At 55.5% G+C, this 22,284-nt stretch carries 26 protein-coding genes; 14 read left to right on the top strand and 12 right to left on the bottom strand.

Translation table 11 applies throughout. The annotated features are described in order from the left end of the window. Positions 1 to 49: 49 nt before the first annotated feature. From E3E28_RS00860 to E3E28_RS00845, 4 genes are read right to left on the bottom strand one after another with little or no spacing between them, the layout of a single operon-like run. Positions 50 to 811, bottom strand: coding sequence for a geranylgeranylglyceryl/heptaprenylglyceryl phosphate synthase (locus E3E28_RS00860; protein ID WP_167913662.1), 762 nt, complete (start codon positions 809 to 811; stop codon positions 50 to 52). A gap of 2 nt (positions 812 to 813) precedes the next feature. Next, positions 814 to 1,296: a PIN domain-containing protein gene (locus E3E28_RS00855; protein WP_167913661.1), complete on the bottom strand. Its 483-nt coding sequence runs from the start codon at positions 1,294 to 1,296 to the stop codon at positions 814 to 816. Next, complete coding sequence (locus tag E3E28_RS00850; RefSeq protein ID WP_014121815.1) at positions 1,265 to 1,465, bottom strand: antitoxin family protein; 201 nt, start codon at positions 1,463 to 1,465, stop codon at positions 1,265 to 1,267. Before E3E28_RS00850 ends, E3E28_RS00855 begins: the two co-directional genes overlap by 32 nt. 1 nt (position 1,466) lies before the next feature. Continuing rightward, on the bottom strand, positions 1,467 to 1,904 hold the full coding sequence (locus E3E28_RS00845; protein ID WP_167913660.1) for a DUF123 domain-containing protein: 438 nt from the start codon (positions 1,902 to 1,904) through the stop codon (positions 1,467 to 1,469). A gap of 58 nt (positions 1,905 to 1,962) precedes the next feature. On the opposite strand from E3E28_RS00845, the gene E3E28_RS00840 reads away from it, so the two are divergent. Continuing rightward, on the top strand, positions 1,963 to 2,346 hold the full coding sequence (locus E3E28_RS00840) for a DUF2095 family protein (protein WP_167913659.1): 384 nt from the start codon (positions 1,963 to 1,965) through the stop codon (positions 2,344 to 2,346). 1 nt (position 2,347) lies between these two features. Further along, the gene (trmY, locus tag E3E28_RS00835; protein WP_167913658.1) at positions 2,348 to 2,953 is read left to right on the top strand and encodes a tRNA (pseudouridine(54)-N(1))-methyltransferase TrmY; all 606 of its coding nucleotides are present in this window, start codon (positions 2,348 to 2,350) and stop codon (positions 2,951 to 2,953) included. Here the strand turns inward: trmY and E3E28_RS00830 are convergent. Beyond that, a complete protein-coding gene (locus E3E28_RS00830) occupies positions 2,937 to 3,383 on the bottom strand; it encodes a single- stranded DNA-binding family protein (protein ID WP_342764497.1) in 447 nt (148 codons plus the stop codon). The two genes, trmY and E3E28_RS00830, sit on opposite strands and share 17 nt — an antisense overlap. Before the next feature lie 57 nt (positions 3,384 to 3,440). On the opposite strand from E3E28_RS00830, the gene E3E28_RS00825 reads away from it, so the two are divergent. Continuing rightward, on the top strand, positions 3,441 to 4,112 hold the full coding sequence (locus E3E28_RS00825) for an adenylate kinase (protein WP_167913656.1): 672 nt from the start codon (positions 3,441 to 3,443) through the stop codon (positions 4,110 to 4,112). Here E3E28_RS00825 and E3E28_RS00820 read toward each other — a convergent pair. Continuing rightward, positions 4,078 to 4,824, bottom strand: a complete 747-nt coding sequence (locus E3E28_RS00820) for a hypothetical protein (RefSeq protein WP_167913655.1) — start codon at positions 4,822 to 4,824, stop codon at positions 4,078 to 4,080. The two genes, E3E28_RS00825 and E3E28_RS00820, sit on opposite strands and share 35 nt — an antisense overlap. A gap of 72 nt (positions 4,825 to 4,896) precedes the next feature. On the opposite strand from E3E28_RS00820, the gene E3E28_RS00815 reads away from it, so the two are divergent. From E3E28_RS00815 to E3E28_RS00805, 3 genes are read left to right on the top strand one after another with little or no spacing between them, the layout of a single operon-like run. Beyond that, complete coding sequence (locus tag E3E28_RS00815) at positions 4,897 to 5,178, top strand: ubiquitin-like small modifier protein 1 (protein WP_167913654.1); 282 nt, start codon at positions 4,897 to 4,899, stop codon at positions 5,176 to 5,178. Further along, positions 5,178 to 5,459, top strand: coding sequence for an MTH1187 family thiamine-binding protein (locus E3E28_RS00810; RefSeq protein WP_167913653.1), 282 nt, complete (start codon positions 5,178 to 5,180; stop codon positions 5,457 to 5,459). Before E3E28_RS00815 ends, E3E28_RS00810 begins: the two co-directional genes overlap by 1 nt. Continuing rightward, positions 5,459 to 6,148 carry a class I SAM-dependent methyltransferase gene (locus E3E28_RS00805; RefSeq protein WP_167913652.1) on the top strand — a complete coding sequence of 230 codons (690 nt, stop codon included), beginning with the start codon at positions 5,459 to 5,461 and terminating at the stop codon, positions 6,146 to 6,148. Before E3E28_RS00810 ends, E3E28_RS00805 begins: the two co-directional genes overlap by 1 nt. Here the strand turns inward: E3E28_RS00805 and E3E28_RS00800 are convergent. Both E3E28_RS00800 and glmS read right to left on the bottom strand, forming a co-directional pair. Further along, on the bottom strand, positions 6,124 to 9,111 hold the full coding sequence (locus E3E28_RS00800; protein ID WP_167913651.1) for a peptide transporter: 2,988 nt from the start codon (positions 9,109 to 9,111) through the stop codon (positions 6,124 to 6,126). The two genes, E3E28_RS00805 and E3E28_RS00800, sit on opposite strands and share 25 nt — an antisense overlap. Before the next feature lie 10 nt (positions 9,112 to 9,121). Next, entirely contained in the window at positions 9,122 to 10,930 is a 1,809-nt protein-coding gene (glmS, locus tag E3E28_RS00795; protein ID WP_167915066.1) for a glutamine--fructose-6-phosphate transaminase (isomerizing), read from the bottom strand. A gap of 117 nt (positions 10,931 to 11,047) precedes the next feature. Here glmS and E3E28_RS00790 point away from each other — a divergent pair, with 117 nt between their 5' ends. Then, entirely contained in the window at positions 11,048 to 11,242 is a 195-nt protein-coding gene (locus E3E28_RS00790; RefSeq protein ID WP_167913650.1) for a PCNA-inhibitor, read from the top strand. On the opposite strand, the gene E3E28_RS00785 is transcribed toward E3E28_RS00790, so the two are convergent. Beyond that, positions 11,237 to 12,388, bottom strand: coding sequence for a methyltransferase domain-containing protein (locus E3E28_RS00785; protein ID WP_167913649.1), 1,152 nt, complete (start codon positions 12,386 to 12,388; stop codon positions 11,237 to 11,239). The two genes, E3E28_RS00790 and E3E28_RS00785, sit on opposite strands and share 6 nt — an antisense overlap. A 60-nt stretch (positions 12,389 to 12,448) precedes the next feature. Here E3E28_RS00785 and E3E28_RS00780 point away from each other — a divergent pair, with 60 nt between their 5' ends. After that, positions 12,449 to 13,840: a dolichyl-phosphate-mannose--protein mannosyltransferase gene (locus E3E28_RS00780; RefSeq protein WP_167913648.1), complete on the top strand. Its 1,392-nt coding sequence runs from the start codon at positions 12,449 to 12,451 to the stop codon at positions 13,838 to 13,840. Here the strand turns inward: E3E28_RS00780 and rnhB are convergent. From rnhB to E3E28_RS00765, 3 genes are read right to left on the bottom strand one after another with little or no spacing between them, the layout of a single operon-like run. Further along, positions 13,837 to 14,535 carry a ribonuclease HII gene (gene rnhB / locus E3E28_RS00775; RefSeq protein WP_167913647.1) on the bottom strand — a complete coding sequence of 233 codons (699 nt, stop codon included), beginning with the start codon at positions 14,533 to 14,535 and terminating at the stop codon, positions 13,837 to 13,839. The genes E3E28_RS00780 and rnhB overlap by 4 nt on opposite strands. 4 nt (positions 14,536 to 14,539) lie before the next feature. Further along, complete coding sequence (locus E3E28_RS00770) at positions 14,540 to 15,361, bottom strand: metal ABC transporter permease (RefSeq protein ID WP_167913646.1); 822 nt, start codon at positions 15,359 to 15,361, stop codon at positions 14,540 to 14,542. Then, on the bottom strand, positions 15,358 to 16,152 hold the full coding sequence (locus E3E28_RS00765; protein ID WP_167913645.1) for a metal ABC transporter ATP-binding protein: 795 nt from the start codon (positions 16,150 to 16,152) through the stop codon (positions 15,358 to 15,360). The genes E3E28_RS00770 and E3E28_RS00765 overlap by 4 nt, the downstream gene beginning before the upstream one ends. A 175-nt stretch (positions 16,153 to 16,327) precedes the next feature. Here E3E28_RS00765 and eif1A point away from each other — a divergent pair, with 175 nt between their 5' ends. From eif1A to E3E28_RS00735, 6 genes are read left to right on the top strand one after another with little or no spacing between them, the layout of a single operon-like run. Further along, positions 16,328 to 16,696, top strand: coding sequence for a translation initiation factor eIF-1A (gene eif1A / locus E3E28_RS00760; RefSeq protein WP_167915065.1), 369 nt, complete (start codon positions 16,328 to 16,330; stop codon positions 16,694 to 16,696). Positions 16,697 to 16,713: 17 nt separating this feature from the next. After that, the gene (locus E3E28_RS00755; RefSeq protein WP_167915064.1) at positions 16,714 to 17,490 is read left to right on the top strand and encodes a serine protein kinase RIO; all 777 of its coding nucleotides are present in this window, start codon (positions 16,714 to 16,716) and stop codon (positions 17,488 to 17,490) included. Positions 17,491 to 17,494: 4 nt separating this feature from the next. After that, the gene (locus E3E28_RS00750; protein WP_167913644.1) at positions 17,495 to 18,193 is read left to right on the top strand and encodes a KH domain-containing protein; all 699 of its coding nucleotides are present in this window, start codon (positions 17,495 to 17,497) and stop codon (positions 18,191 to 18,193) included. 2 nt (positions 18,194 to 18,195) lie between these two features. Continuing rightward, positions 18,196 to 19,878: a DNA topoisomerase VI subunit B gene (gene top6B / locus E3E28_RS00745; RefSeq protein WP_167915063.1), complete on the top strand. Its 1,683-nt coding sequence runs from the start codon at positions 18,196 to 18,198 to the stop codon at positions 19,876 to 19,878. After that, the gene (locus tag E3E28_RS00740; protein ID WP_167913643.1) at positions 19,871 to 21,031 is read left to right on the top strand and encodes a DNA topoisomerase IV subunit A; all 1,161 of its coding nucleotides are present in this window, start codon (positions 19,871 to 19,873) and stop codon (positions 21,029 to 21,031) included. Before top6B ends, E3E28_RS00740 begins: the two co-directional genes overlap by 8 nt. Continuing rightward, the gene (locus E3E28_RS00735; protein ID WP_167913642.1) at positions 21,028 to 22,281 is read left to right on the top strand and encodes a DUF530 family protein; all 1,254 of its coding nucleotides are present in this window, start codon (positions 21,028 to 21,030) and stop codon (positions 22,279 to 22,281) included. Before E3E28_RS00740 ends, E3E28_RS00735 begins: the two co-directional genes overlap by 4 nt. Positions 22,282 to 22,284: the final 3 nt, after the last annotated feature.

Here is a 22,284-nt window from a genome sequence, read left to right as displayed (position 1 = left end):
AGAGTTGTGGTTCAACCCTCAAATGAAACGGAAGGAAAGAGTGCAAAAGTCACTTTCCTTTAATCCCTGCGTTGAGCTCTTCCAGCTTTTCTCTGGCTTCCTCAATGGTTTTCGCTTTGTCTATCGCCGTTCCGGTAACGATGATGTCGGCCCCCGCTTCAACCGCTCTCCTCGCCTGCTCCCCGGTTCTTATGCCCCCTCCAACGATGAGGGGAACGTCTATGGCCTTCCTCACGAGGGCAATCATCTCGGGCGGAACCGGCTGTGGCGCTCCACTGCCCGCTTCGAGGTAAACGAGGCGCATACCGAGGTACTGTCCGGCCAAAGCGTAAGCGGCGGCAATCTTCGGCTTGTGCCTCGGTATCGGCTTCGCATCTCCAACCCAGCCCACCGTTTCACCGGGCTCGACTATTAAATAAGCCATCGGAATCGGCTCTATTCCGTAGCGCTTGACGGTGAAGGCTCCCAAAGCTTGAGAGCCGGTTATGAAGAAGGGGTTCCGCGAGTTGAGGAGGCTCATAAAGAATATCGCGTCGGCGTACCTGCTTATCCCGCCGTGCGAGCCGGGGAAGAGGATTACCGGCAGGCTGGAGGAATCTTTTATCGCCTTAACAACGTTGTCGAGAACGTCTCCCTCGGCCCCGGTCGAGCCTCCGACCATTATCGCGTCAACGCCAATGCTTTCGCTCATCTCCGCTATCTTCCCGGCGGTTTCCGGTGAAACGTCGTCCGGGTCGAGGAGAACGAAGTGGAGCTTCTCCTTCTCCAGCTTCTTGTGAATGTAGCGCTCGACTTTGCCTATTTCGAGCATGTTCACACCCCCAAGAATTCTTTAATCATTTTGTCATCGGTAGATTCATCAATGAGAAGACAAGGAACGTTTAAATCCTTTGAATGCGAACAAAGGGCTTTATCACGCGTTATCAGACTGTATCCCTTCATTAGTGCCAGGGCAAGGAAATAAGTATCGAATCCAGAAGGCGCAACTAATGAAGCAGTTTCCTTGGCGATTCCGTATATTTCCTCCTCGGACACTACCTCAAATGATGCCTCGACGGCGTTTCCAAGCCTGATGGCGAGACTTGTATCCCCGCTTATCCTTTTTACAACGCTTATGACCTCAACAACTGCCACTCGGGGGATTGCGACGTTTTTCCCTTTCACCAAGTCGAGTATCAATCTGCATTTTCTGAGCACCGCTTGTTTGTTTCTAATCTGGGGGTAGTTCCTTTCGTAAAAGAACGCTCCGACTATGACGTTAGTGTCAATAACGAACCCTCTTTCGTCCCCTGACATCTTCGAGCACTTCCTCGACGTTTGCATCAACGGGAATTCCCTCAATCTCCTCAAGTAGGTCCCATATCGTCTCGCCGACGATTACCTTGACCCTCGCCCCCTTCGGGAGGTTTACCTTTTTTAGGGGCCTGAAAGTCTCGCCGTCGTAGACGGCCTCGATGACTGTCATATCACCACCGTATTTTCCCTATGTCATCTTCGCTTTTAACGATTTTCCAGCCCAGTCCGAGCTTATCGAGGATTCCCTTCAGGGCTTCGTCCGGCTCGTCATCAAAGCGGTAGAGGTTCGTGCTTACCCTAACGTCGCCGGCCCCGAAGCCCGGAACCGGCTCACCGAAGCGAGAAACCTCGCGCGAGAGGTTCTCCTCCAGCTTCACCTCGCTCGCGATGAGGTAAGCCCTGAGGAGCTCGGCCTCTTTGAGGAGGTAGTCAATGTGCCAGTGTAACCTTTTCTCCCGCCTGAAATGTCTCGCGACGCGCTTTTCGAGGGAGTTCATGGCCGAGCCGACGTAAACGTAGTAACCCGGCTTGAGCTCGAAGGTTTTCCCCTTCGTGCGAATCCTCTTCCCTTCATTGAGCCTGATAACGAGGAAGTACGAGCCCTTCATGCTCTCCCCTTCGGGGTGGGGTTTATAAGCCCACTGCCGTAACCCAATCGGTGTGCCTATGGACGGCAAGAAAAAGAAACCGGTTGACGACTTCGCGTGGCAGGAGTACGATAAAGAGGAGTTTGAGAAGCGCTTCCCTGCCCTCGCGAAGGAGCTTGAGGAAGGTGGGGTTCCGATAGAGGCCTTCCGGGCCGACGAGGAGGAGGGTGAGCAGGAGGCCGAGCCGAGGAGCTTTGCCGGCTACGAGCCGACGGTCATAGACTTCCTCCGGAGATGCGAGACCGACGAAGAGGCTTTGGAGATAATCAACTGGATGGAAAGCAGGGGCGAGATAACGCCCGAGATTGCGAAAGAACTGAGGATAACGCTCGCGAAGAAGGGAGTAAGGGCCTTCGGGCCGAAGAAGGAGTGGGGCTGGTACGAGAGGCACGGGAGGGGGTGAGTTGAGAACCTTCATAATCAAGGCCAACAAGGCCAGAACGAGCCCCGACTTCAAGCTGAGCGATTTACCTGGCACGAGCGGGAGGATAGACGTCCTCTGCCGGTTTCTAAACTCCGCTTTTCTGCTCTCTCACGGCTTCCGAAAAAATGTCCGCGTCTGGCTCCTCCTCTACGGCCCGCCAAACCCGCCGAAGGCCATACGCTTTGATGGGCCGAAGCTGAAGGTTCGCCTCAATCCCGACGAGAGGAGCACGGCGAAGCTGATAATGAAAGCGCTCAAGGCCGGTGAGGGGCTGAAAGAGCCCGGGAAGGATGTTGAGGTTTACCCCGGCCTCTACGTGAGCAACAGGACCTTTGAAGACGTCATCAGGCTGACGCTCAAGAACTCAAGGCTCTACTACCTTCACGAGGAGGGCAGGCCGATAGAGAGGGTTTCCTTCGGAGGAAACGTTGCTTTCGTCCTCGGCGACCACGAGGGGCTGAGCCGGGAGGACGAGGCATTCTTGGAGGGAATAGCGGAAAAAGTAAGCGTCGGGAAAAAGAGCTACCTCGCTTCCCACGTCGTTGCCTACGTCAACATCTTCCTTGACTCTATAGCTCTTCCCTGAGCTTGAGTGAGGTGTGCTCCTGCTTGAGTTCTTCAATCCTCTCGATTAGCTCGTCGCTGAGCTTCTTGAGGTTGAGGGCGACTTCTTCGATGGCCCTAATCTTCTCCTCGAGTTCCCTCTCGCGCTCTTCCACTTCCTCCATCGCCTTCGCGAGTCTCTCTTCCTCGCCTTTCCTGTAGACCTCAATCCTGAGTGAGTCGTAGTCCCAGACTATCGAGCCGTCCTTGATTTGGAACTCGACGGTAATCCTCACAACGTCCTCCTTCGAGACGTTGAGCCTCTGGAACTCCTCGAAAATCCTCTGGTTGAGTTCGGCCGAGGCACGGATAATCTCCTTGGGCTCGACTTTTTTCCTCGCCAGAGCGAATAGAACGCGCCTTACCTTGTGGGCGTAACCGCTCGCGCGGACGTAACCAGTGCTCAGCTTCACGGCCACCACCAAAAGTTTATTCAACTCGTGTGCATAAATGTTTAATGGTGGTGCGCGGTGAACATTCTGATTTTCGGCCCTCCAGGGAGCGGAAAGAGCACGCATTCCCACAGGATAGTGGAGCGCTACGGTCTGACGTATATTTCCTCGGGCGACCTGATACGAAAGGAGATAGAGCGCGGAACGCCGATAGGGAAGGAGATGGAGGCCTACCTGAGCAGAGGTGAACTGATTCCTGACACGATTGTGAACACGCTCATAATCTCCAAGTTGAGGCGCCAGAGGGAGAACTTCATCCTTGACGGCTATCCGAGGACTCCGGAGCAGGTTTTGGCCCTTGAGAGCTACCTATACGACCACGGGATAAGGCTTGACCTGGCCCTTGAGATTTTCATAGACCTCGAAACCAGCGTCGAGAGGATAAGCGGGAGGAGAATCTGTCCGAACTGTGGCGCGGTTTACCACGTCAAGCACAACCCGCCCAAAAAGCCCGGAATATGCGACGTCTGTGGCTCGGAGCTGATTCAGAGGAGGGACGACAGGCGCGAGGTCGTGGAGCGGAGGTACAGAATCTACACGAAGAACATGGAGCCGATAATAAAGTTCTACCGCAACAAGGGGATATACGTGAGGGTTGACGGCGATGGGAGCGTTGAGGAGGTTTGGAAGAGAATCCACCCGTTGCTCGACTACATCAGGGCGAGGGAGACTTACCTAAGGCCTCCATGAGCTTTCTGATTTCCTCATCCTTGGTGAGCATTTCAACTTCCTTCTCTATCTCCCTGGCCCTTCTCATCACCTGGGCAATGTTCCTGTCGCTCGGGTCGAGAACCTTGACGTGAACCTCAAGGCTTTTGGGGAGCAGGGCTTTTGCGTAGTTTTTGGCTTTGGCCTCCACCGCTTCCCGAAGCGTATTTTTCTCCGCTTCGCTCATCCTCTTCGTCAGCCGGAGGACTATTGAGACCGTCTTTGGCGAGATTGGGTCGTCGGTCGTTACGGTCACGGATGCCAGGGGAATTCCCCAGTCTTTCAGGGTTATCATAAGCCCCCTCCCGAGGCGCCTCAGAGCGTCTTCCATTTCCGGAGGCCCACTGACAATTAGTTTGATCTCCGCCTTCTTTCCTTCCTTTGGAACGTTCTCCCTCACCTTAAGACCATCCAGTGCGAAGGTGACCCCGTAAAGCCGTCCAAATGACGCGTTGGCATCCTGGATGAGCTTTTCAAGGATTCCCTGAATGATGGTTTCGAGGTCAACTATGCCCGCGAGACTGTGCTGGACGACGTCAATCTCAAACGTTAGAAAAAGCACCCTCCCATCGGGCCTTATTTTAACGTCAATCCTCTCAACGCTTGCACCAAGGGGCTCAACGGCCTCAACTATCCTTGATGCAAACAGCTTATCAATGATGGAGTAATACTCGCCAGGTTCAACGTTTAGCACTTTCTCGCCACCTTAAGATAGTAAGAGGAAATTGCTTTAAGGGTTTCCATCCATTAACAATGGGTGCCTCTGATGAGGGTGAAGTTTTACGCGACGTTCCGCGAACTAATCGGAAGGAAGGAGATTGAGGTTCACGGTGTGAAGACCGTGAGAGAACTCATAGACTACCTCGCCGAACACTACAGCCCTGAAATCAAGAAGGAACTTCTTGAGAGTCCCCGCGTCGGACCGAACAAGCCGATAGACGGTATGATTCTCGTGAACGGACACAACATCCTCCACCTGAAAGGCCTTGACACCGAACTCAAGGACGACGACGAGGTGCACATATTCCCGCCCGCCGGTGGTGGCTGATGGCCGTCGCGGAACTCTGCATCTTTCCCCTCGGGACGGGGAGCCCGAGCGTCGGCGAGTATCTGAAGCCCGTAATCAGGATAATCGAGGAGAGTGGCCTAAAATACCAGCTCTGTCCCATGGGAACCGTCGTCGAGGGCTCGGTGGACGAAATCCTCCAGCTGGTTAAGAAGTGCCACGAGGCGATTTTGAAGGCTGGGGCGAAGCGCGTGGTCATAAGTCTCAGGATAGACGACAGAACCGACAAGGAGCTCACCATCGAGGGCAAGGTGAAGCTCTGATGGAGTACTTCGATAGGATAGCCCACCGCTACGACGACTGGTACAGGACGAAGACCGGTCGGTACGTTGACAGAATCGAGAAATGGCTCGTCTTCTCCATGCTTAAAACCGGGTCCGGCAAAGCCCTCGACCTCGGCTGTGGAACCGGCAACTACACGCTCGAGCTCAAAAGGCGGGGCTTCGACGTAATCGGCCTCGACGCGAGCGAGGAGATGCTCAAAATAGCACGCTCGAAGGGTCTCGACTGCGTCAAAGGAGACGCCTACTCGCTCCCATTTCCGGACGAGAGCTTTGACCTCGTTCTCAGCGTCACGATGTTCGAGTTCATCCACGAGCCGGAGAGGGTTTTAAGGGAAATCCATCGCGTTTTAAAGCCTGGAGGAGAGGTTCTAATCGGAACGATGAACGGGAGAAGCCTCTGGTTCCTGTTCAAACGCCTAAAAAGCCTCTTCGTCGAGACTGCATACCGATACGCGCGCTTCTACACGCCGGGTGAGCTGGAGGAGCTCCTCAGAAACGCCGGCTTTACCAACGTCGAGAGCGCCGGGGTGATATTCTTCCCCTCGTTCTGGCCGTTCCTCGGCCTCGCGGAGAAGGTGGATAGAAAATGTTACAAAAAATGTAAGGGGCTCGGAGCGTTCATAGCGGTTAGAGGGGAGAAAGCTCAGCTCCCCTCCCAGAGGACGTAGGTCTTCTTCGCGATGAATATCGGCTCAATCCTCTTGCTGACGATGACGACCTTGTCGCCGTACTTCTTCTTGAGCTCGTTTATGTAGCTATCAATGAAGTCCGCGGGAACGCTGGCCTTTCCGGTGATTACGTTGTCGCCCTTCTTGACGCTCGGGATGGTCTTCACCGGAATGTAGCCCACGATGTCCATGTGCGGTTCGAGATAGAAGTCCGGCTTGTAGATGTCCGGCCCGTTGGGGGCTATGTAGTAGTAGACGACGCCCCTGAGGGTGAACTTGACGTCGGTGTAGTTCCTGTCGAAGGCCTCGGTGAGCTTAATCGTTCCGCTCTGACCGGGAGCAATGACCCAGCTCGGGTTTCCAAGCTTTCCATCAACGTAGACAGGGCCGTTCGTAACGCCGACCGGGCCGTCCTGGATGAGGAGGAAGCGGTACTTGGTGGCGTTGGGCACGTAGAGGTGAACCTCGACCGGCGTCTCGTTGAGGTGGTTAACGTAGACGTTCTCCGCAACCACTTTTCTCTCGATGAGCTTGGTTCCGTTGTAGGCTTCGAAGATTATGGTGCCGTTCTTGACGTCCCGTCCAAAGGCCGAAATCCAGAGCCTGAGCGTCTGGTTGCCGAGGGGAAGCTTTCCACCGGCCATGGTGCTGTAGAATGGCTTCCATGTTCCATTCTGGAGGAAGTCCATCCTGTATATCGCGAAGGGAGTGAACTCGTAGACCCTGACACTCGGGTCGTAGATTCCCTGCTTCTTGAGGTAGCCGTTGTAGCCGGTGTAGACGAGCTTGAAGTTGGCGAAGAGCTTCTGGGCGTCCCACTCCTTAATTGAGTACGGAAGGTGGAGTGCAAGCCTCACGTAGTTGCTGAAGGCTATCTTCTCATAGGCGAGTATTCCAACGGGGTAAACCTGGTTGTTTGATGTCTTGTACGGGACGATGTAGAGCACGTACGGTGAGTAACTTCCGTTGGCCTTGTAGAAGTGCCCGTTGACGAGGTCAACCGTCATCTTGGGCTTTATGTACTGGTTGTTGCCGAGGTTGACGTAGACCGTGTTGTTCTGGATTACAATGTTCTGGGCTGGGACGTAGCCGAACATTCCATAGTTCTCGCCGTGAGTGATGGCGCCTCCAAGGTAGGCTATTGCCCCGAACTTGCCGAAGTCGCTCTGGCCGTCGAACGGGTCAAGGAAGGTTATAACGTACCTGTCCTCCCAGGCCTCAAGGTCGACCTCGCCCTTCGCGTCATAGTGCGAGAAGAACTTCGCTATTATGTACCTCCTGTCGTAACCGTGACCACCATCGCTGACGGCCCTCCTGTGGCTGAGCAGGCTGGACTCCTCCCAGTAACCGTAGTCCCACCAGCTGAGGACGGTCGCGTAGGGGTCGCTGTGGTTCTTGAGCCAGAACAGGGCGTCAGTCCACGCCTCCGGAACGCTACCGGGCATCTTGGGGTTTATGAGCTTGTAGGAGTTCATCATGAGCTTCTGGTTGTTGTAGGAGTAGCTCGCGCTGATGTAGGGCATCGGGAAGAGAATCATCACGAGGAAGAGTGCATAGAGTGCCTTTGTGGTGGTCGTGTCCTTCATGTTCTCAACGAAGAGGAACGCCTCACCGAGGGCGATGCCCGCGAGGAGTATGACCGCCCCCGATGCCTGGAACGAGAACCTGATGGCCTGCACGTAGAGGTAGAGGACGCCGAAGTAGTAGAAAATTGGCATGAAGTCCTTGTAAAGTTCGTAGCTTCCCTCCTTGACGTGCCTGTAGAACCTCCATATTAGAACCGCGAGTCCCGCGACGGAGAGGAGGAAGATTATGCTGTCGCCCTTAACGACGACTCCACCCTGGTATACGGGCTTGAGGCTGAAGGTCTTTATGACCTGGCTGAAGCTGAGGCCCTGGAGCTCGGCAACGGTCTGGTAGAGGGGGGTTGAGCGCGTCGCGGCTTTGAGGAAGTTGAAGAGGTCCTTTCCGAAGTAGGCGTATATGGCAACGAATCCCGCTATCGAGACGCCGATGACGGTTCCGAGCCTGTGGGCCATGTCGGAGTAGTTGAGGCCGACCCTCTCACCGTAGAGCATGACCACCGCAAGGGCCACCATCGCGAGGAGAACCTCGAGGGCGAAGACAAGGAAGTGCCCGATTCCAACGAACCTGACGTGGGCCCCGATGAGTCCGAGCACTATGGAAACGCCGAGTATCGGGTAGTACTCGAAGACGAAGCGCTTGAGCTCCTCCATCCTTCCGAGGGCGAAGAACACGACCGGGACAACTGCGCCGGTTGCGAGGAAAATCATGACACCGAGCGGGCTACCCGTCCAGACTCCCATGTAAATCGGGCTGAGTATCAGGAACGCCACCGCGCCGGCTATCTTCTTCCAGTTCCACTCCTTTTCGTCGAGGTAAACCAGCAGGAAGTAGAAGGCGAAGAGGAAGAACATCATGAAGGGTCCTTCACCACGGTTGTTTCCGGAGTAGGTCTTTGTTATCGCCCCGTAGAAGCCCATCATTAAGCCTGCTCCCCAGAAGCCGGCCCAGTTTGAGTGGAGCTTCCTGCCGACGAGGAAGACGGCTATGACTATCATCGCGCCGACGAACGGTGGCCAGACCTTGAAGGCCTGGAGTTCGCTCCAGCCGAAGAGCGCGTGGGTTATCTTGTAGAAGAGTGCCTGCATCGTGTAGAGCGCCAGGTAACCGCTGGCCTTTATGCCCATCGGGGGCTCGGCGTAGGCGTAATACTTGGGAATCCACTCGTGGATTGCCAGCTTGTACATCTCGAAGTGGAAGAAGGTGTCCGGGTCAAGGAACGTCTTGTAGCTCGACGTGACTGCCCTTATCTTGTAGCCAACGTACGCGAAGAGGAGCACTATAATCGGCAACCCGTACTCCCTGAAATATACGTAAAACTTGGAGAGCTCGGTTTTGGCCCCCTTACGTTTCCTTTTTTCTTTAACGTCTGTCTTCATTCACACCACCTCATTCAACCGTAACGGATTTGGCAAGGTTCCTCGGCTTGTCGGGGTCGTTGCCCCTCAGCACGGCAAGGTGATAAGCCAGAAGCTGGAGCGGGACGATGTAGGGAATCGGGGTAAGGGTCTCGTCAAGGTCGGGCATTTCAATGAACGCATCCGAGACCTCGCGCAACCTTTCGGAGGAGCCAAGGGCTATTATGTGCGCTCCCCTCGCCTTTGCTTCCTCTATGTTGCCCAGCATCTTGTCGAAGGTCTTGCCGTTCGGCGCTACCGCCACAATCGGAACGCCGTCCTCAATCAGGGCCAAAGGCCCGTGCTTGAGCTCGCCCGCGCTCAGTCCCTCGGCGTGGATGTAGCTTATCTCCTTGAGCTTTAGGGCACCTTCAAGGGCTGTCGGAACGCCTATGCCCCTGCCTATGTAGAAGAAGTTCTCCCTGTCCTTCAGACCCTCTGCGAGCTCCCTGAGCGGTTCGTTCAGGTTAAGAACCTCCTCAACGACCTCGGGAACCTTTCTTAGGCCATCTTCAAGCTCTTTAAGATACTCTTCATCGGCCGTTCCGAGGGTTCTGGCCAGCTCTATGGCGAGCATCGTGAGAACCGCGAGCTGGGTTGTGTATGTCTTCGTCGCTGCAACGCCTATCTCGGGCCCTGCGTGGGTGTAGAGCGTTAAATCTGCTATCCTCGTCGCCATACTGCCGACCACGTTGACTATAGCTAAAACCTTCGCCCCCTTCCTCTTCGCGAGCTTCATAGCGGCAAGCGTGTCCGCCGTTTCACCGCTCTGGGTTATCGCTATGACGAGGGAGTTCTCATCAATCAGGTCCTCGAACTCGTAGCGGAACTCGCTTGCGTCCTCAACGATTGGAACCCTCTTCGCCAGCCTCTGGAGAAGGTATTTGCCGACGAGGCCCGCGTGATAGGAAGTCCCCATCGCGACGATGAAGATTTTCTCGTAATCCGCTATCGCCCTCGCAACGTCGCGTATTACCTTCGCGTTCCCGTGAATGGCATCTCTGAGAACCCTCGGCTGTTCGAATATCTCCTTGAGCATGAAGTGCGGAAAACCTGCCTTCTCGGCCATTTCAAGCGTCCAGTCTATCGTTTTGACCTCCTTCTCGACTTCCTCACCGGTTTCGAGCCTCTTCACGACCCACGAGTCCTTCGTAACGACCGCGTATTCCATGTCGTCGAGGAAAACCACCTTGTTCGTGTACTCAAGGAAGGCCGGGACGTCGCTGGCTCCAAAGTTCTCGCCCTCGCCGATTCCGAGCACGAGGGGGCTCTCGTTCCTGACGAAGTAGAGCCTGTCGGGTTCTTCAGTGTAGATGACACCGAGAGCAAAGGAGCCTTTAAGCTTCAGGAGAGCCTTTCTCAGGGCTTCCTCAAAGTTCTCGCTCGATTTCAGCTCCTCTTCTATGAGGTGGGCGATAACCTCGGTATCGGTGTCGCTCTCGAAGGTGTGACCCTTCTCGACAAGCTCCTTCTTCAGTTCCGCGAAGTTCTCGATTATGCCGTTGTGAACGAGAGCTATCTTCCCGGTGCAGTCCTTCTGGGGGTGAGCGTTAATATCGTTCGGGACGCCGTGCGTTGCCCAGCGGGTGTGGCCGACGCCCCTCTTACCGGGCATATCGAGGAGGTTGAGCTTTTCAACGACCTCATCAACGCTCCCGACGCCCTTCTTTATGTACAGCTTCCCGTTTTCCTCCGTTACAACACCAACAGAATCGTAACCGCGATACTCGAGCCTCTTGAGCCCCTTGACGATTACCTCGCAGGCCCGTCGCTCGCCGATGTAGCCGATGATTCCACACATTATCATCACCCCTTACTCTCTCCCCTGATAAACCCCGGAAGTTAAAAGCTTTCCTAAGAAGGTTGAACCAGGGAAAAAGCCTTTATACGACGGCTTCAATCTTCACCGGGTGGGCGAATGAACAGGAAGCTCGATGAATTCCTAGCGGGGGCAAGGCCGAAGGCAAATCCGGAAGAAAAGCCGAAGAAGAGAAAGAAGCGCCTCAAATCAACGAGCCTTGAGGCTTTTCTGCCCGAGGAACACGTCAACTACTTCAAACAGCTTAGAATAGGCTCGAAGAAGATTAGAAACGCGAGGATAGAGGAGCTATAGCGCCTCAGCTACAACCGCTTTCTCCCCGACCTTGAAAACGAAGGCCCTTCTCTCGCCCTTCAGGCCGGCCTCTATCTTCCGCCTTATCTTCCAGTACTCCCCTTGGGGAACGCTCATCTTCAGCGTCGCCCTTCCGAAGCCTTCCCTCTTCAGGAGGTCGTTAATCCTGACCGGATGGAAGGGCAGGACGGCAACGACTGAGTAGGTCCTCTTGAGGTAGGGACTCTTAATCGGCTCGTTGCCCGTAGCCAGAACGCGCCTCTTCTCGCGGAGGAGCATCTTCGCGTTCCCGCTGAGAACGTGGAACAGCTCGTTGAGCAAATCGGCGTAATCAACGGCCTGTGGAATCTCGTAGAGGTACTGGCCGGGCGTTTCAGTCCACTCGACGATGTCCTCAAGGTTCGGGTCGCTCTCGAGCCTGACTCCAGCCGGAAGGATTACGGCGCTCCTATCGGCTTTGGCGAGTGGTTCGGTGTAGAAGGTCAGCCTGTTCAGGTGGCCGTGCAAATCAATGTACTCGAACTCGCCCTTCCAAGGAACCCTCTCGCGCCTCATCTGGGGCGGGAGGTCGAATATGAACGCATCGGTCTTGCCTTTGTAGGCGTTGTAGATTGCCAGCGGGCTGGGGAGCAAATCCTCAAGCCTCCTCTCGGGCATCTCCGGCGGTCTGGCCGGGTCTGAGAAGATTACCTCAGCATCGATTTTCTCGATGGTCTCAGGCGCGAGTGAATCTGCATTTATGAACTCGATGTTGGTAACGCCGTAGCGCTCGGCGTTCCTCCTTGCGAGCTCTATCTTGAGCGGGTCTATGTCGATTCCATAGGCTTTCTCGACTTTCATCGCGTAAAAGATGAGCTGGATTCCGATTCCACAGGAGACGTCGGCGATGCTCCTGACTCCGAACTCCCTCAGGCGCTCGGCGCGGTACTTTGCGACCACCTCGTGGGTGGCGTAGCGAAGTCCTTCAAGGTCCATCCACAGGTCGTCGCGCGAGAACTTGTCTTTAGCCCTAATCCTTGCCCTCGCTATCTCGGCTATCAGCTCCCAATCCTTTCCAAGCCTCGCGCGGAGCTTCTTCTCGTCGAAACCGCGCCGTATGAGCTCCATTGCCTCCCTGACTTTCTCTTCGATGATTCCCTCGAGCATGTTCTCGGCTAAGGGGGGAGGCTTAAAAACGTTGCCCGCTTAGTTCCAGCGGTGTTAATAATGGACTGGAAGCGGGTTGCCTTCGTTCTAATCGTCGCCCTCACGATGGCCGGGACGGTCTGGTTCGAGTATCACTTCGCTTCTCAGCCGAGCCTCGACGACTACATCGGCGACGAGGTCTGGTACGTGCCCGCGAGCAGAAACGTCCTTCACATTCTCGGAGTGAACGTTACCTACGAGTTCAACGGTACCTACGGCGTCAACGTCATCTTCGCAAACGAGAGCGACAAGTTCAAGTACCTGAGCACGGCCGATGCCATCGCGGCCTTCAGCGGTGTAAGGTTCAGGCTTGAATACTACAACTTTCCCGGCGTTTACTACGAGATTCCGAAGGACAGGTACCGGGGTTTTCTGACCAACCTCTCCGCGGAGCTCCCTCCAGGAAGCTATTACGTCGTCCCTGGCTTTAGGTATCCCGACAAGGAGAACATACAGAACTACCTCAACACGGAGCACCCCTTCCTCGGAAAGGACTTCATAATGCTGAGCATGGTTCTGCTCGGGGACAAACCAATCAACTGGCGTCTGCCCGGCATAATCGAGTTCGCCCTCATAGAGCTCCTTGTGGTCCTCACCACTTACAGGATAAGCAAAAGCTACCTTGCGTCGCTCATAGCGCTTGCATTCGTAGTTGCGGACCCGACGCTCCAAGCGACTTCAATCACCGCCATGCTCGACATTCACGTTGCCTTCTTCGTCGCGCTCTTCGTCTTTGCCCTCGCCTACGAGAGCGAGCTGGGCTCGGCCGTGGCGATAGGTTTGGCGGGGGCAACGAAGCTCAGCGGTGCCTTTGGCTGGCCTGTTCTGCTCTTCAGGGCCCTCAAGAGGGAGAAGTCGTTCATAAGGTTCTTCTCAATCGTCGTCATAATCCCCGGAATAGCGTTCCTGATTCCCGAAATCACGATAATAAAGGCTATAGGATTCGTTCCCTGGCTGGAGCAGTTCCTTGGGAGCTTCAGATGGCACCTTAGCTACAAGGGCCCGAACCCGAACACCTCGCCTTTCTGGCAGTGGTTTGTCAACTACAAAGCGTTTCCCTTCCACTTCAACCCCAACGTCTTCGCGAGCACCGACCCGGTTCTCCTCCTCGGCATGGTCGTTCTAATCTTTGCAATGCCCTGGCTTCACCGGAGAAAGCCCGGAATCCTCGCACCATTCATGGTCTTCTGGAGCACCATCGGTCTCTTCGCCCTCCAGTACGCCCTCGGCGGGAAGACGCAGTTCAGCTTCTACGCAACGGTTCTCGTTCCACCGGCCTCGGTCGTCATAGGTGTCGCGCTGAACGAGCTCCTCAGGTGGGAGGCCTTCAGAAGCTCCCTGGACTTCTACTGGGAGAGGCTGAATGGATTCAAGGAATGGGTCTCAGAAAAGTTCAACCGGGGGAAAAGCTAACTCCCTAGGAAGTCCTCGAGACTGAGCTGGCTCCTCTTTGATTTTTTGATTTCCATTTCCGCCCTGAGCTTTTCCTCAATCTTTTTCAGCGTCTTCCAGCCGGTTCTCACAATCGGAGGAAACGTTCCGTGCTCCCTGTAATAATTCTCAAGAAACGCCCTCGTCCTTGGGTCACTCGGATAACCGCTCCCTATTTCTCCGTATTTCTCTTTCAGCCTCTCGATTTCCCTGTCCCTTGTAACCTTTGCAACTATGGAAGAGGCAGAAACCACCGGAAAGAGAGCGTCGGCGCGGTGTTTCGCTATAATTTCAGCCTCAAAGTCCAGCTTTTCCTTCAGCTCCCTTCCAAAGCGCTCCTCGTCAACGTCGGCGGCATCGGCGTAAATCACGTCGGGCTTCACCTTCAGGGAGTTCAACGCTTTCGCGAAGTTCTTGACCTCGAACTCGTTGAGCGTTCCCTCGCGGGAGCTTATCTCCTCCGGCGAGAGGATTAGAACGGCGTAATCATCAGCGAGGCTTAGAATCTCGTCAAACAGTTTCTCGCGCCTCTTCGGTGTCAATTTTTTTGAGTCCTTAACCCCAAGGGCTTCGAGCTCCTCGAGTTTATCCTCGTCAACGACTATGGCCGTGATGATCATCGGACCTATCACCGGCCCCCTGCCGGCCTCGTCGATGCCCGCTATCTTCCGCCCCACGGTTTCACCTCCGGAAGAGGAGCGCGCCGTAGATTACGCCCAGCATTATGGTCGCTATACCGCTCGGCGGGATTGCCGTGAAGTATGCCAGAACAACCGACGAGAGCTGGACGGTGAGGGTTAAAAGCAGGCTAACCGCGAGGACCTTCCTCAAATCCGAGCTCACCATGAGCGCTATCGCGCCGGGCAGAACTGCAACGACCTGGAGGGTTATTAGTCCAACCGTCTGGACGATTAAAGCGCCAATCGCCCCCACGAGGACGTAGAGAATCATGAGGTAGGCCCTCGCGTTCCCGCCGTAGCTCTCAAGCCCCTCCGGGTCGAAGCTGAGGTAGAGGAAGTCGCGGTAGAGGAAGAGGAGGACAAAGAAGATGAGCGCACCGCCGAGGATTAGAACCGTCAGGTTGTTGAGGGTTATGAGGAATATGTCGCCCGTAAGGTAGGAAACGATGTTCTCGGTAAGCGGGAAGTAGGGCCTGCTCGCCATGACCTTGTAGAGGATTCCGAAGCCGAGAACCGTTAGGCCTGCAACGAAGCTCGCCACTATTCCTACGGCCGAATCGGGGGTGAAACCGAGCTTTTCGAGCTGGGCTATGATTAGGACGATTGCAATCGTGACTATGAGCGCGACGAGGGTTACGAGGGCGTAGTTGTTGAACAGCAAAGCCAGAATCATTCCGAGGACGGCTCCAAGGAGGAGGGCGTGAAAGAGCGCGTGAGTGAGGAAAGCCAAACCCTTGGTGTTTATCAGCGGGCTCAGCAGGCCGAGGAGGACGCTGACCATTACACTCGCGAGGATTGCCCTCAGTATGAACTCGGGAATCACAGCCCACCACCCCTGTCCCTGTGGAGGTGGAAGTCGCCGGTTATGCAGTAGAGCTTTCCGCCGACAGGGATTACCTTCGCCAGCGGGCCGTAGACGGACTTGATGACTCCATCCGTTAGGACTTCCTCCGGTTTTCCAAAGGCTATCAGCCTCTTGTTAATCAGCATCACGAGGTCGCCTATCTCAAGGAGCGGGTTTATGTCGTGGGTTGTTATTATCATCGTGACGTTCTTCTCGGATTTTATCTTGCTGAGGACGTTCGTTACCTCTGCCCTCGCGCTCGGGTCCAACGCTGAGAGGGGCTCGTCGAGGAGGAGAAGCTTGGGGTCGCTCATTAAAGCCCTCGCGAGCAGGACCCTCTGCTTCTGTCCCTCTGAAAGCTCGCGGAAGAGTTTGTCCTTAACGTGGCCGAGGCCCACGAAGGTTAGAACCTCCTCGGCCTTCTTCAGAACCTCCTCCGGAATCTTGAAGTGAACGAAGCCCCTCCTGTAGAGCCCGCCCATCGCGACAACTTCGAGGGCCGTTAAGGGAACGCGCTCGTTGAGGGAACTGCTCTGGGGGACGTAGCCTATCAGATGCCTCGCGTCGCAGGGGTTCCTTCCAAAGACGAGGAGATTTCCCCTGTACTCGCGGTGGAAGCAGGCTATCGTTTTCAAAAGCGTCGTTTTTCCCGCACCGTTCGGGCCGAGGAGGAGCAGGGTTTTACCTTCATCTAACCTGAACGTCACGTCGCTCAAAGCAGGTTTGCCCTCGTAGAGTATCGTAAGGTTCTCTGCCTCCACCGCGGTCATGCCAATCCCACCTCAAGTATTTCGGTTCGTTTTTAAACTTTGATGTTCCCATACTGGACAGGAGTGTGTAATCACGTTGCAAAAATTTTAAAAGTCTGGGGCCAAAGGGCAGTTGGAGAATTTTTGCATGGGTAAGCTTATAAGGGCTCAAACAAAGCGGTTGGAGGTGATGCTCATGGCGTACAGGAAAGGTAGGGGCGGTAAAAAGAAGAACAGGCAGGTGGAGGGCGACGAGGTTATTCGCGTTCCCCTCCCGGACAGGAGCCAGGGACAGCTCTTCGGAGTCATAGAGCAGGCCCTCGGTGCCGGATGGATGGACGTCCGCTGTGAGGACGGCAAGATAAGGAGATGCAGGATTCCGGGCAAGCTCAGGAGAAGGATGTGGATGCGCGTTGGCGACGTCGTCATCGTCCAGCCCTGGCCGGTTCAGACCGACGAGCGCGGGGACATCGTCTACCGCTACACGAGGACCCAGGTGGACTGGCTCCTCAGGAAGGGCAAGATAAGCCAGGACTTCCTCTCCGGCGGGGAGCTGTTGTTCTGAGCCCGTGAGTGGTGGCGATGCGCGAGGAAGCCCTTGAAAGGGAAGTCGAGGAGATACTGGGCCTCAGGGATAGGCGGGAGAAGGACAGCGAGCTCTACAAGATAGCCAACGAGGTCTTCGACAGAACGACCAAGGAAACCCTGGCCTACCTCCACCGTCGCGGTAAAATCGAGGAGCTCTACGGCGTAATAAGCACGGGTAAGGAAGCAAACGTCTTCGCTGGGGTTGATTCGGAGGGCAACAGGATAGCGGTGAAGATTTACAGAACTTACACCACCGAGTTCAGGAGGATATGGGAGTACCTCGCGGCGGACCCGCGCATCGGCTACCTGCCGAAGGACATGCGGAAGCTCGTCTTCCAGTGGACCCGGAGGGAGTTCAAGAACCTCCAGAGGGCGATAAAGTACGCCGTCCGCGTTCCCGAGCCGATAATCTTTCGCAACAACGTCCTGGTAATGGAGTTCATCGGCGACGAGATGCCGGCTCCACGGCTGAAGGACGTTGAGAGAGAGCTTGAGAGAAGCGACTTTGAGGAGCTCTACGATTACCTAATCGGCGTCATCGAGAGGCTTTGGAAGCGCGGTGACATGGTTCACGGCGATTTGAGCGAGTACAACGTCCTGCTCTGGGACGGGCCGGTGGTCATAGACTGGTCGCAGGCCACCGTCAGGAGAAACCGCATGAGCGTCGAGCTTTTAAAGCGCGACCTGAGGAACGTTACCAACTACTTCGCGAGGAAGGGGGTTGACGTTGAGGATTACGAGGTTAAGCTCCGCGAGCTGATTGAGAGGTGAGAGCATGGACGAGTTTGAGAGACTCCTGAAGAAGTACGAGCGCGTTGATAAGGATGGAAAACCGATTGAAGAGCCCGAGTTCGGCGAGATTGATTACGTGGCCGAGGGCGAGCAGGAGGAGTTCGTCAGGATTCCGAAGGAGAGGATAGCCGTCCTCATAGGTAGAAAGGGCAAGACCAAGAAGGAAATCGAGGAGCGCACAGGCACGAAAATAGAGGTGGACAGCGAGACCGGGGAGGTCTTCATCACCTCCACGAAGGAAACCAGGGACCCGCTCGCGGTCTGGAAGGCGAGGGATGTTGTTCTTGCAATCGGAAGGGGCTTCTCGCCGGAGAGGGCATTCAGGCTCTTCAACGAGGGTGAAATCCTCGAGGTCGTGAACCTAACCGACATAGTCGTCGGAAACGAGAAGAACGCCCTGCCGAGGGTCAGAGGCAGGATAATCGGACGGAAAGGAAGGACGCGGGAGATTATCGAGGAGATGAGCGGTGCAGACGTGAGCGTTTACGGAAAGACCGTCGCGATTATCGGTAATCCGATTCAGGTCGAGGTGGCCAGGACGGCCATCGAGAAGCTCGCCAAGGGCTCGCCCCACGGCGTCGTTTACCGCTACCTCGAAAGGCGCAAGAAGGACCTCGAGCTTGAGAGTTCTGCCTACTACGAGGCCCTTGAGGGCGGGCCCGAGAACGAACTGGAGGAATGAGCATGGCCGAGGCGAATCAGCTCTTTAAGGAGTTCAAAATCCAGAGCGTCAGCGAGTTCTTCAGGCGAAACGCGGCAATGCTCGGCTACACCGGAAAAGTCCGCTCGCTTACAACGCTCGTCCACGAGGCAGTGACGAACTCGCTCGACGCCTGTGAGGAGGCCGGGATTTCCCCCTACATAAGGGTCGAGATTGAGGAACTCGGAAGGGAGCACTACAAGGTGGTTGTGGAGGACAACGGCCCGGGAATCCCGGAGAAGTACATAACCCACGTCTTTGGAAAGATGCTGGCCGGAACGAAGGCCCACAGGAACATACAGAGCAGGGGCCAGCAGGGTATCGGTATAAGCGGTGCGGTGATGTTCGCCCAGATAACGAGCGGAAAGGCCACGCGCGTCGTGACCTCGACGGGCAACGAGATAATAGAGGCCTGGGTAAAGATTGACGTTGACAGAAACGAGGGTAAAATCGTAAAGAAGGAGAAGCACCCGAACCCGGACGGCTGGCACGGGACGAGGATAGAGCTCGAAGTCAAGAACGTCAAGTACATGCGCTCCAAGCAGGGTGTCTACTGGTACCTCAAGCTCACCGCGATAGCGAATCCACACGCACACATCGAGCTCATTGAGCCCGACGGAAGGCTAATCGTCTTCCCGCGCTCGAGCGACGAGATTCCGGAACCGCCGGTTGAGATGAAGCCCCACCCGAAGGGCGTTCTCACGGACGACGTTTATAGAATGGCCAAGAAGACGAGAAGGACGAGCGTGAGGCGCTTCCTCGTCGGCGAGTTTTCGAGGATAAGCGACAAGAAGGTTGACGAGCTCGTCGAGTACATAGCGGCACTGAGGCTCATCAAGACGGTCGAGGACAAGAAGGTTCAGGAACAGCTCTACGAGAGGCTCATGAAGGGGGAGGTTAAAGCCGTTCTCCGCTCCTTCAAGGGCTACACCAAGGTCGTCAAGCAGGTCGCGAGGATGATGGAGAAACCGCCCGAAAAACTCACCTGGCACGAGGCAGAGGAGATAGTCGAGGCCTTCAAGTACATGAAGTTCCTCGCTCCACCGACACACGGCCTCAGGCCCATAGGCGAGGAGAACATCGAGAAGGGTTTGAAGGGAATCCTCAAGCCTGAATTCGTAACGGCCGTAACGAGGCCCCCGAAGGTATACTCCGGCGGAATCCCCTTCCAGGTCGAGGTCGGCCTGGCCTATGGTGGTGAGATACCGAGCGGTTTCGAGCTTTTAAGATACGCGAACCGCGTTCCACTCCTCTTCGATGCTGGCTCGTGTGTGACCACTCAAGCGGCCCGCTCGATAGACTGGAAGCGCTACCGCGTTGACGACCTCGACAGAACCCCGCTCGTGCTCATGATTAACGTCGTTTCAGTCCACGTCCCCTACACCGGAACCGGAAAGCAGAGCATAGCGAGCGTTGACGAGATTTACAACGAGATTCGCCTGGCCATAATGGACGCGGCGAGAAGGCTCCAAACCTACCTCAGCGGAAAGCACAGACGCCTCTACCAGGTCAAGAGGAAGAAAACCTTTGAGAAGTACGTGCCCGAGATAGCGAGGGCTTTAAGCGTTCTCACGGGCGAGCCTGAGGAGAAGATTAGGGAGTACTTCATCAGGTTTATAGAGAGTCACTTTGCCTCCAAGGGGCAGGAGGTGAGCGAGAATGCCTAAATCCAAGGCAATAAAGCGCGAGAGGCCCAAGGAGAAGTTCTCCTACGACCCGAGAAAAGTGCTCAGCAAGCTTGAGGAGTACGGCAGGAGCGTCCTCGAGGCCATTAAGTCGGGCAAGAACCCCTACTTTGACATACCAACGCGCGGTTTAAACAACGTCTACTTCGACGAGAAGGCCAAGCTCATCAGAATGGGCGATAAGCTTTCGAGGCGTTACTTCCTCAACGTTGCTCATGCCAGAAAGTTCATGCAAACCCTGCTCATAATGGCCTACGTGAAAAGGCTCGTCGCCGAGGGCAAGCACGCGAGCCTTCGTGAAGCCTACTACGCCAACAAGCACACGATTCCCGGAACGAAGGAGAACACCTTCGAGGACCAGCGCGAGAGCGACCCGATTATCGAGGATTTGGAGAGGATGCTCGGAGTCCTGCGTGAGGAGATGCACATCACAGCGGACAGGCGCGGTTACATCTACGGTGACATAGTCATCCGCGACGGTGAGGACGAGTTCAACGCGAGCAAGCTCGGAAGCGGTGGCTGGGCCGTCCCGGGAACGGTCGAGCACATTCAGTTCCCGGAGATAAACGTTGACTACGCCCTCGTTGTCGAGACCGCCGCTATGGCCGACCGTCTCATCGAGGAAAAGTTCCCGAAGAAGGAGAAAGCTTTAATCATAGCGACCCAGGGACAGGCCTCGCGTGGCGTCAGGCGTTTAATCCACAGGCTTCACTACGAGGAAGGCCTGCCAATCATCGTCTTCACCGATGGCGACCCCTACGGTTGGTACATCTACTCCACCATAAAGCAGGGCTCGATAAACCTCGCCTACCTCAGCGACAAGCTTGCAACGCCCGAGGCGAGGTTCGTGGGCATGACGATGGACGACATAAAGCGCTATGGTTTAGAGAACGTCACCGAGAAGCTCAAGGGAATCCCGCCCAACAAGAAAGGTGGTCCGACGGGCGACTACAAGAGAATCCTTGAGGAAATGGAGTACCCCTGGTTCCAGAACAAGGAGTGGCAGAGACAGCTCAAGATGGCCCTCAAGTGGGGCGTCAGGATTGAACAGCAGGCTCTGGCTAATAAGTCCCTCGAGTTCGTCGCCAAGGAGTATTTACCGGAAAAGATAAACAACGGTGATTTGCTACCATGACGACGACTGAAGAGCTCGTCGCCCAGGTCAACAAGATACTCGACGATATAGGCATAGACCTGGGTGAGCTCTTCGAAAACTTCGAGCCCGCTAAGTTAGCCTACACCCTCCAGCGCAACGTTTCCCTTTTGAACGACCTCCAGGACGAGCTCGAGAGGCGCGTTGGGGAAACGGCTCCCTCCGTCCGCTTCATGGACAAGAAGAACAAGGACCCCCACCTCCAGTGGATTTACAGGAAGAAGCACAACAGGGCTTTGGCCCTTGAGAGGCTCCGCTCCGCTATAACCGCCCACAAGATGGCCTTGGCGTTGCTCTCGGCCAACTATACCTTCAAGCTCGGCAGGAAGGAGATTCCGATAGATGCCATAACGAAGGAGAACTTCGAGAAGGTCAGGGCCGTTGAGAAGCCCGTGAAGCTCGGCAGGCTCGAAGTCCTTCCGCACCTCGCCTATTCCGGCGACGTGTTGCGCCTTCTGGCCAAGGAGAGCATCGAGGTCAGAGAGACTTTCAAGTTCATAAAGGGCAAGCTCCGCGAGAAGGGAACCGTCAGGACGAAGAGCATAAGGATTGAGGTTGAATACTTCGAGAACAACAGGCTGAAGAAAGCAAGACTCGACCTTCCGGCCGATGCAGACATCGAGATGGAGCTCAGGAAGCGCTTCGGGAGAAGGTTCCGCTGGCGCGTTCTGACGTTCGTGAAGACGAGGGGAGTTCTCATAAACAACCACTACACCGTTGACAACCTCGCACTTGCCTACGCCTCCCTCGACCCCGAGAACGGCGCCGAAAAGCTCGGCCTGGACATCTTCCGCTACTACTTCCTCACCTCCTCGACGGAGCGCGAGACCCTGGGTATCTTCCCCGGGATAAAGCTCTGCGTCGACTGCCACTACTCAATCCTTGATTTGCCCTTCAGGCACGAGAAGGACTTCAAGACCGGTCAGGGGAGCATCTACGTCATAAGGAAGTGCGAGATGGAGGAACAGCTGACCGGGAAGAGGAAGGACATAACAACGATTCCCAACTACCTCCTCGGAGGGGTTCTGCTCTACGGCATGAGTCCATACGACGAAGGAAAAGTCGCAGAGGTCCTCGGGATTGACGAGGCCGAGTTGGAGGAGGCCATAAAGAAGTTCGTGATTTCCGGCCTGCACAAGGTTCTGTTCAGCGAGAGCGAGCTGAAGAAGTTCGAGAAGTTCATGCCGAAGAGCGACAAGGCCAAGCGCTTCCTCGACCTCCTGCAGGGGTGAGGG

The organism is Thermococcus sp. 21S9 (genome assembly GCF_012027635.1).
In the GTDB taxonomy this organism is placed as follows: domain Archaea; phylum Methanobacteriota_B; class Thermococci; order Thermococcales; family Thermococcaceae; genus Thermococcus.
The sequence above is the reverse complement of the archived record's forward strand: the minus strand, read 5'-3'. Positions and strand labels throughout refer to the sequence as shown.

What these genes read in the sequence shown, in the direction of transcription:
- top6B (WP_167915063.1), top strand. Translation starts at nt 18,196, where the DNA reads ATGGCCGAGGCGAATCAGCTCTTTAAGGAGTTCAAAATCCAGAGCGTC.
- E3E28_RS00765 (WP_167913645.1), bottom strand. Translation starts at nt 16,152, where the DNA reads ATGACCGCGGTGGAGGCAGAGAACCTTACGATACTCTACGAGGGCAAA.
- E3E28_RS00845 (WP_167913660.1), bottom strand. Translation starts at nt 1,904, where the DNA reads ATGAAGGGCTCGTACTTCCTCGTTATCAGGCTCAATGAAGGGAAGAGG.
- E3E28_RS00780 (WP_167913648.1), top strand. Translation starts at nt 12,449, where the DNA reads ATGGACTGGAAGCGGGTTGCCTTCGTTCTAATCGTCGCCCTCACGATG.
- E3E28_RS00855 (WP_167913661.1), bottom strand. Translation starts at nt 1,296, where the DNA reads ATGTCAGGGGACGAAAGAGGGTTCGTTATTGACACTAACGTCATAGTC.
- E3E28_RS00735 (WP_167913642.1), top strand. Translation starts at nt 21,028, where the DNA reads ATGACGACGACTGAAGAGCTCGTCGCCCAGGTCAACAAGATACTCGAC.
- E3E28_RS00740 (WP_167913643.1), top strand. Translation starts at nt 19,871, where the DNA reads ATGCCTAAATCCAAGGCAATAAAGCGCGAGAGGCCCAAGGAGAAGTTC.
- E3E28_RS00755 (WP_167915064.1), top strand. Translation starts at nt 16,714, where the DNA reads ATGCGCGAGGAAGCCCTTGAAAGGGAAGTCGAGGAGATACTGGGCCTC.
- E3E28_RS00815 (WP_167913654.1), top strand. Translation starts at nt 4,897, where the DNA reads ATGAGGGTGAAGTTTTACGCGACGTTCCGCGAACTAATCGGAAGGAAG.
- glmS (WP_167915066.1), bottom strand. Translation starts at nt 10,930, where the DNA reads ATGTGTGGAATCATCGGCTACATCGGCGAGCGACGGGCCTGCGAGGTA.
- E3E28_RS00750 (WP_167913644.1), top strand. Translation starts at nt 17,495, where the DNA reads ATGGACGAGTTTGAGAGACTCCTGAAGAAGTACGAGCGCGTTGATAAG.
- E3E28_RS00805 (WP_167913652.1), top strand. Translation starts at nt 5,459, where the DNA reads ATGGAGTACTTCGATAGGATAGCCCACCGCTACGACGACTGGTACAGG.
- E3E28_RS00800 (WP_167913651.1), bottom strand. Translation starts at nt 9,111, where the DNA reads ATGAAGACAGACGTTAAAGAAAAAAGGAAACGTAAGGGGGCCAAAACC.
- E3E28_RS00850 (WP_014121815.1), bottom strand. Translation starts at nt 1,465, where the DNA reads ATGACAGTCATCGAGGCCGTCTACGACGGCGAGACTTTCAGGCCCCTA.
- E3E28_RS00840 (WP_167913659.1), top strand. Translation starts at nt 1,963, where the DNA reads ATGGACGGCAAGAAAAAGAAACCGGTTGACGACTTCGCGTGGCAGGAG.
- eif1A (WP_167915065.1), top strand. Translation starts at nt 16,328, where the DNA reads ATGGCGTACAGGAAAGGTAGGGGCGGTAAAAAGAAGAACAGGCAGGTG.
- E3E28_RS00860 (WP_167913662.1), bottom strand. Translation starts at nt 811, where the DNA reads ATGCTCGAAATAGGCAAAGTCGAGCGCTACATTCACAAGAAGCTGGAG.
- E3E28_RS00785 (WP_167913649.1), bottom strand. Translation starts at nt 12,388, where the DNA reads ATGCTCGAGGGAATCATCGAAGAGAAAGTCAGGGAGGCAATGGAGCTC.
- E3E28_RS00790 (WP_167913650.1), top strand. Translation starts at nt 11,048, where the DNA reads ATGAACAGGAAGCTCGATGAATTCCTAGCGGGGGCAAGGCCGAAGGCA.
- E3E28_RS00810 (WP_167913653.1), top strand. Translation starts at nt 5,178, where the DNA reads ATGGCCGTCGCGGAACTCTGCATCTTTCCCCTCGGGACGGGGAGCCCG.